This window comes from Zarconia navalis LEGE 11467 (genome assembly GCF_015207075.1).
GTDB lineage: Bacteria > Cyanobacteriota > Cyanobacteriia > Cyanobacteriales > Geitlerinemataceae > Zarconia > Zarconia navalis.
Genome location: NZ_JADEXN010000258.1, coordinates 1 through 7,303, shown reverse-complemented (window position 1 = coordinate 7,303; position 7,303 = coordinate 1). Strand labels below are relative to the sequence as shown.

Genomic DNA, 7,303 nt, shown 5'->3' with positions numbered 1-7,303 from the left:
AACCTATACCAGCCGGGGTGTAGAAACGGAGAAAATTAGAACGGGATCGATCGCGGCTTGCAAAAACATCGACCCCATAAAGAGTGGACTCAAAAAATTTGAAAACCCGTAGGGGTAGTGCCCCCGTGCCTACCCCGATGTCGTGGGTTGGGTTCAACCTTCACGAACACCGCTATAATTCCCCTAAGCGCGAGGGGTTAGGGGTGGGTTCGGCTGATGTGAGGAAGCCCATCGAACCCTCAGTTGATGCGATCGCTAATCGTTACCAATAATACCCACAGAAATATCAACGCTGACGGGGTCTTCGTAATCGACGAGACCATCCCCATTTTCATCCCATACCGTCGTGGCAAAAAAGCCGCAGCGCAGATCCACTCGGGTCTCGACAACGGCAAAAAACAGCTCGCCATTTCGCATCGCGCATTGAACTTCCCCGTTGCGGACAGTTTCCGGGGCGATCGATCGCAGTTGGGGCAACCATTCCTGACAAACCCGGTCGAACTCGCCGCACTGCCATTGGGGGGCAAAGGTGCGATCGCCCTTCAGTAGGGGTAGCGTTCCCAGCCAGCTTCCCGTCCTCTCTCCTCGTGAATCGGCAGCCTCCCAACACACAAAACTGACGCGGGGCCATTGCCTACCGGATTTAAACACCTGCAAACTCAAATCGCCATCACAGTCTGAGGTTAGCTGGGCTGTCAGTTCGGGATATCCACGGGCGACTCGATCGAACATCACCTCACACGATCGCGCGCCGCAGTCTCCGAGTATATCCCGTTGCATCCCATTCTGGGCCCATACCACTTCCGATCCCACCATCGCTATTGCTACGGGAAATGCGATCGCGAACGACCGCAAAATCGATTTTTGCTTGGGGTGAGTCGTTTTGGGGAGATTTCTCATATTTTCGATAATCGGGCGTATCGAGAGGCTTCAGTCTGCATCAAAAGGCTTAATCCAATCCCGTTCCATTGCCCAGTCCAACATCCGACCCGCCACGGCAAACAGGACGATGCTTTCGAGCACTATCACCACCATCGCCAGCAGGGATGCAGTGCCCTCAAAACCGCCGCTGAGGGTGGCATCCACTTGGGCGAAACCGCGTACCAGCCCAAAGGCTAACACCGCACCGGAGTTGAGGTGGGGGTTGAGATCGCGCCGTATGACGTAGCGATAGGTAACGCCGAACAGGAAACCGCTCGCACCGGCGATCGCGATCGCCAGCACCAGATTTAAGAGTGTTTCGGGATCGGACATCCATTGAAAGGGTAGCTCCGATCGGGCGATCGTCAAACCATCGATGGCTGCGGTTACTAAAAAGGCGATCGTCCCAGCAAATCCCCCCAACAGTCCAGCTTTAAGGGATTCGATACGCTCGATGGAAACAAATTGGCGAAAATTATTCACAATTCTTAATACTCGCGCGAGCGCGAATAGATGGCTTAAATTGGCTTATTATATAGCTTGAAGTGATTCTGTAATCTTTTTTTTAATTCCACGCTATGGATATTTTTTCAGTTGGTTGGGCGGCGTTGCTCGTCGTGTTTACATTTTCCATCTCTTTGGTTATTTGGGGTCGCAACGGCTTCTAAGTAGGCGCCACTGTTGGGTTCTAAGTTTTTGGGCTTGCGAAAGTGCCATCGATCCAGCCAGATAGAGGATGCGGCGAACCTGTGGCGGCGCGCATTTTGGCGATGAGAGTTGTTAGAAGCGATTGCCTCAAAGCTCGCCGCATTGTATTGTTATTCAGTATCTGGGCAAGTTCGAGAAAAACGTTGCAAGAGCAGCCGGGTAAAAGTGGACAGTTATGGAACTGGCTACTTGGATTCTTCGTCCCAGTTGTGCTTGGTAAACTTCAGAATAAATCAAACGTTTGAGAAAGGATCGTTGCTGACCTTTTAAGCCGATATCGCACTTGTTACGGAATCTCCAAGCAATTGGGCTTTCATGTCGCTTTCATCTCAACTTTTAGTTGCTCCAACGACCCAACTAAGGCTATTATACCTGGCTGTACCCTCAAAAAATAACCACCAGAAGCCGTTTGTAAAATCGCAAACCGTTTCGGTCTGTTTTGCCAAGGAGATGTGTATTTTTGTATTTCCAAAACCCGTGTAGCGCGCGCCTAAAAGCTCGCCTTTGGTTTACAATCCATTTAAAATGGCTATCGGTGAATCGGTGAAAAGTTATCCTTACCCTCTTGAAGGGTTTGGCGATTGACGGAGTGAGTTTCACCGATTTTCGTGCAATTTTATCCGATCTCGCCTAAAGCATCCGATCTCGAACGAATAAACGAGCAAGACAAGTAAATTACTGTTGGTGTAAGGAGTAGACTGGTAGTGGAAAAGATTAAGATCGCGATCGTCGGCGTGGGGAATTGTGCGAGTTCTTTAGTTCAAGGTATTGAATATTATAAAGATCAAAATCCCTCTGAAGCGATCGGATTGATGCACTGGGAAATCGGCGGCTACAAACCCTACGATATTGAAGTCGTCGCGGCCTTTGATATAGACGATCGCAAAGTGGGAAAAGATATTGCCGAAGCGATTTTCGCCCCCCCAAATTGCACGGTAGTCTTTTGCGAAAACCTCCCCAAAACAGGGACTTTGGTGAGCATGGGAAAAGTTCTCGATGGCTTTTCCGAACATATGGAAAATTACGACGAACGCAATACATTTGTTCTGAGTAACGAAGCCGAACCCACCAAAGAAGAGGTGGTTGAAATCCTCAAAAAATCGGGCACGGAAATTCTGGTTAACTATCTCCCGGTTGGGTCTCAAGAAGCAACGGGTTTCTATGCGGAATGTGCCGTGGAAGCGGGAGTTGCCTTAGTTAATTGTATTCCCGTTTTTATTGCCAGCAATCCCCTCTGGGCTGAAAAATTTAAACTCAGAAATATTCCCATTATTGGGGACGATATTAAAGCACAAATGGGCGCGACCATTACCCACCGAACGCTCTCGGATTTATTCCGCAAGCGGGGCGTGAAGATCGATCGCACCTATCAGCTTAATACCGGCGGCAACACCGACTTTTTAAATATGCTCAACCGCAGCCGGTTGTCCTCGAAGAAAGAATCCAAAACCGAAGCGGTACAGTCGGCGATGGAAGAACGTCTCGAAGACGAAAATATTCATGTAGGCCCGAGTGACTACGTGCCTTGGCAGAAAGATAATAAAGTCTGTTTCATCCGCATGGAAGGCAAGCTTTTTGGGAACGTGCCGATGAATTTAGAATTGCGTCTATCTGTAGAAGATTCCCCCAACTCTGCCGGGGTTTCGATCGATGCCATTCGCTGTTGCAAAATGGCGATCGAACAGAAAAAAGGCGGTATTTTATATTCCCCGTCGGCCTATTTTATGAAGCACCCACCCGTTCAATACACCGACGATGTGGCCTATCAGATGACCGAAGAATTCATCGCCGGGGAACGGGAAGAGTAAGAATTCGGAATTCGGAGTTCGGAGGCGCGGAAATGGGGGAATTTGGGGAAATGGGGGAATAGTTAAGGGTTTAGCGCCTGAAGCCCGGAAGTTCCCCATTTCTCCTTGCCTATCAAGACAACAGCGGATTCAAATTCAGATACTCTCCAACGGTATCGGCGAGGGTATCGAGGAGCATATCGCGCTGTTCTCGGTAGTTGGGAATTCCCGTCGGAAGAGCTTTCAATCCTCGTTGCTGGCGGAGGCGGTTCAACCAGGCCCGTCGCCAGGGACCGTTATCGAAGATGCCGTGGAGGTAGGTTCCCCAAACTCCATCAAATTTATCCACTAACCCGATTCCCGCATCGTCGAAGAGAGGCTTGGTTTCGTCGGGGTTCATATTTTGCGATCGACCTTGGTGGATTTCGTAGCCGCTGACGGGGAGTCCCGCTTGGGGATAGCTTGATGAAACCGTTCGCTGTCGGGCTACTTTCTGGCGGGTAATCACGGTTTTGAGCGGTAGCATTCCCAACCCCTCGTACCGACCTTCGAGTCCTTCCACCCCTTCGGGATCGGCTACTGTTTGTCCGAGCATCTGAAAGCCTCCGCAAATGCCCAGAACCGTACCGCCCGCATCTACATAATTCTGTAAAGCCTGGGCCATCCCCGTTTTTTGCAAGGTGAGCAAATCGGCGATCGTGGTTTTGGAACCGGGAATCACCACCGCATCAGGATGACCGAGACTCTGGTTGGGGCGAATGTACTTCACCGTCACGGAGGGTTCGGCTTCGAGGGGATCGAAATCGGTAAAGTTGGAGATTCGAGGCAGGCGAATCACTCCGATGGTCAAATCTCCCTCGGCTTTGCGAGCAGGTGCGTCGAACAAGCTCAGGGAGTCCTCTGCCGGAAAGACCTCATCGACCCAGGGAATCACCCCTAAGACGGGAATGCCGGTATGTTCCTCAAGCCAGGTAATACCCGGTTGCAGAATCGAGCGCTGTCCTCGGAATTTGTTGATGACGATGCCTCGAATCAAAGCGCGTTCCTCGGGTTCGAGTAACTGCAACGTACCGACGACGTGGGCAAACGCCCCACCGCGATCGATATCCACCACCAGCAGAGTCGGGGCTTTGAGATAGCGGGCGATCCGCATATTGGTCAAGTCCCGATGCTTGAGGTTAATTTCTGCCGGACTTCCCGCCCCCTCGCAGACGATGGTATCGAATTCGGAACTGAGCTGACTCAGACATTCTTGAATGGTTTGCCAGCCGAGATCGAAATAGCGCTCGTAATAGTCCGAAGCTTGGACTTGTCCGACGGCTTTGCCCTTGAGAATGACCTGGGATGTCATATTGCCTTGGGGCTTGAGCAAAATCGGGTTCATTTCCACCGCCGGGGCGACACCGGCCGCCCAAGCTTGCACCGCTTGGGCGTAACCGATTTCGCCACCACTATCGGTGACGTAGGAATTGAGCGCCATATTTTGCCCTTTGAAGGGGGTGACTCGCCAGCCTTGCCGGGTCATCAGGCGACAGATAGCCGTGGTCAGAATCGATTTGCCTGCGTGGGAAGTTGTTCCCACCACCATGAGGGATTTCATCAGATAATTGAAGGATGCTAGTAGCTACTTGGACGATCGCGCTCTCAATAGATTGTCGGACGTTCGCGGTGAGTGGGTCATTTCCATGAGAGCGGCTGGAATTTGAGATCGATGGAGATTAGAACGGTAATCTCAGCCAGCGACGGGCCGCGTTGAAAAGGCGATCGCAAGGGGAAACCGCCGTTTTCCACTCGGTCGGATTTTCTTGCCACTGGGCGGTGAGTTGACGACCCAAAGGTGTTAGACGAAAACTATCGGTAATGCCCTGACCATCCACTTCCCGCCGCAGCACCCCAACATCGATCAGCCACAGTAAATGATTTTCGGCCACCAATTCGGACAACGGCGATCGGGTATATTGACGCTCGACCCCTGATTCTCCGGCAATTGCTCCGAGAAACACACCTTGAGTTTTAACAGCGGCGTACCACGGGAGTTGAAACGGAGCGCAACGCATCGCGCGCCGGGCCCGTTCGAGGGATGAGGTTGAATATTGAATCGATTGAGCGGTTTTAGCAGCAGTCATGCGATTTTGCCTTGGAAAAGATGGCTAACAGGCAGCAGGAAGCAAAATTTGTCATTATATATCCAACATAACAAACAGATCGAGCGCCAGATGAGTAAGCAGGAAAATCCGATCGTACTAGGTCTAACGTTACTGGTCACATTGGGGTTGATTGGCGGCGGGTTGTGGTGGTTGAATCGATCGGGAGTGGTATCGGGTGCGGGCAGTTCGATTTCTTCGGCTCGCAACAATAATGCGTCCGATCGCCGCGAGTCGAACCAACTTAAGATTTTGGGGGACACTTTCAGCGGCTACAGTACGTTTCGCAATTCGGAATTTCAAGAGGCGCTCGCCCAAACTGGGCTAAAACTCGCCTACGAAGATGAATTCGACCAAGGCAAACGCGCCGAACGGTTGAGTCGGGGAGAAGTGGATCTGATGATGACGACGTTAGATCGCTTCGTGCAAGAACAACCGGCGGGGAAAATTATCGGACTCATCGATCGCACCACCGGGGCCGATGCAGTGGTGCTCAATACGCCCAAGTACCCCGAACTCCAGTCTTTGGAAGATTTGAAAGCATTGGTCGATCGAGAAAAAGGTCAAGGAAAGACCTTAGATATTTCCTTTGCTGGGGATACTCCCAGCGAGTATCTGGCATTGGTTCTCGATACCAAGTTTGAGGCGTTTAATTTGTCGGATTTTCAGGAGAATACCGTGGCTGATGCCTCCGAAGCCTGGGAACTGCTGCAAGATAAAAGTCAGGACTTGCCAATTGCCGTGATTTGGGAACCCTACGTCACCCAGGCGCGACAGCAGGGCTATACGGTGGTGCTGTCGAGTCAGGATGCCCCCAACGCGATCGTCGATGTTCTCGTGGCCAACGATCGCCTGATCGAATCCCAACCCGACGCGATTTCCGATTTTCTCGAAGCCTATTACCGCCGCATCGATACCAACGTTCGGGATGCCTCCCAACTGCAAACTCAGATTGCTGAAGATGGAGGACTCGAACCGGCAGATGCCGCAGCGGTATTAGACGGGATCGAGTTTTTCACCGCCGCAGAAGCGCAAAAGTGGATGACCGAGGAGACCCTCGCCAAGCGAATCAGTTCCACGGCGGCGGTTTTGGTACTTTCAGGGCGACTGGATAAAGTGCCGGAGAATCCCGAGGATTTAATCGTCTCATCGGCGATCGCCCCAGCAGCGCAAAATACCCAAACTCTGATCGATTTGGTGCGCGATGCAGATCCGCAACTGGCCGAACGACTTGCAGGAGACAGCCGCACCATTACTCCCACTGCCCCCAACATCAGCCAGGAGGCGATCGCGCAAGCACCGAGTATTGGGAATTTGCAAGTTCGAGGAGAGGTAAAATTCGAGAGTGGCGCTGCGGATTTGACCGGTGCTGGGCAAGACACGTTAGAGAATTTAGCCCAAGAAATTAGCGAGTTTAACGTCGAAACCGTGGCGGTACAAGTTATCGGACATACCTCGAAAACCGGTGTGCCCCAATTCAATCAAACCTTGAGCGAGCAACGGGCGCAAACAGTGGTGGATTACCTGCAAGGTGCGGGACTGCAACACAATTTTGTGGCCGAAGGGAAGGGGTTTTATCTGCCGCTATCGGGGGTTCCGCCGGAAGATCCGCGCCAGCAACGGACGGAGATTCGGTTGGTTCGGATTAATTGAGGTATGAAGGGTTGGTTCGGGGGATTTAACTCACCACAAAGGCACGAAGGGCACTAAGGTGGGGTCGGGTGGGGGCTTTTTGTGTTGGGG

The 7,303-nt window shown here is 51.8% G+C and carries 8 protein-coding genes; 4 read left to right on the top strand and 4 right to left on the bottom strand.

Features of this window, described 5'->3' with window-relative positions; translation table 11 throughout:
- The first annotated feature begins 125 nt into the window (after positions 1-125).
- Positions 126-272, top strand: coding sequence for a hypothetical protein (locus IQ235_RS13980; protein WP_264322065.1), 147 nt, complete (start codon positions 126-128; stop codon positions 270-272).
- Here IQ235_RS13980 and IQ235_RS13975 read toward each other — a convergent pair.
- Both IQ235_RS13975 and IQ235_RS13970 read right to left on the bottom strand, forming a co-directional pair.
- Complete coding sequence (locus IQ235_RS13975; protein WP_264322064.1) at positions 256-900, bottom strand: hypothetical protein; 645 nt, start codon at positions 898-900, stop codon at positions 256-258. The genes IQ235_RS13980 and IQ235_RS13975 overlap by 17 nt on opposite strands.
- Positions 901-930: 30 nt before the next feature.
- Positions 931-1,404 carry a hypothetical protein gene (locus IQ235_RS13970; RefSeq protein ID WP_264322063.1) on the bottom strand — a complete coding sequence of 158 codons (474 nt, stop codon included), beginning with the start codon at positions 1,402-1,404 and terminating at the stop codon, positions 931-933.
- Between the two features lie 95 nt (positions 1,405-1,499).
- Here IQ235_RS13970 and IQ235_RS13965 point away from each other — a divergent pair, with 95 nt between their 5' ends.
- Both IQ235_RS13965 and IQ235_RS13960 read left to right on the top strand, forming a co-directional pair.
- Entirely contained in the window at positions 1,500-1,589 is a 90-nt protein-coding gene (locus tag IQ235_RS13965; RefSeq protein WP_264322062.1) for a cytochrome b6-f complex subunit PetN, read from the top strand.
- Positions 1,590-2,333: 744 nt separating this feature from the next.
- On the top strand, positions 2,334-3,437 hold the full coding sequence (locus tag IQ235_RS13960) for an inositol-3-phosphate synthase (RefSeq protein WP_264322061.1): 1,104 nt from the start codon (positions 2,334-2,336) through the stop codon (positions 3,435-3,437).
- A 112-nt stretch (positions 3,438-3,549) separates the two neighbouring features.
- Here the strand turns inward: IQ235_RS13960 and cobQ are convergent, their stop codons facing one another.
- Together cobQ and IQ235_RS13950 are read right to left on the bottom strand one after the other, a co-directional pair.
- A complete protein-coding gene (gene cobQ / locus IQ235_RS13955; protein WP_264322060.1) occupies positions 3,550-5,016 on the bottom strand; it encodes a cobyric acid synthase CobQ in 1,467 nt (488 codons plus the stop codon).
- Positions 5,017-5,134: 118 nt separating this feature from the next.
- Positions 5,135-5,542 carry an Npun_F0494 family protein gene (locus IQ235_RS13950; protein ID WP_264322059.1) on the bottom strand — a complete coding sequence of 136 codons (408 nt, stop codon included), beginning with the start codon at positions 5,540-5,542 and terminating at the stop codon, positions 5,135-5,137.
- A gap of 90 nt (positions 5,543-5,632) precedes the next feature.
- Here IQ235_RS13950 and IQ235_RS13945 point away from each other — a divergent pair, with 90 nt between their 5' ends.
- Positions 5,633-7,213: an OmpA family protein gene (locus IQ235_RS13945; protein WP_264322058.1), complete on the top strand. Its 1,581-nt coding sequence runs from the start codon at positions 5,633-5,635 to the stop codon at positions 7,211-7,213.
- The last annotated feature ends 90 nt before the right edge of the window (positions 7,214-7,303 follow it).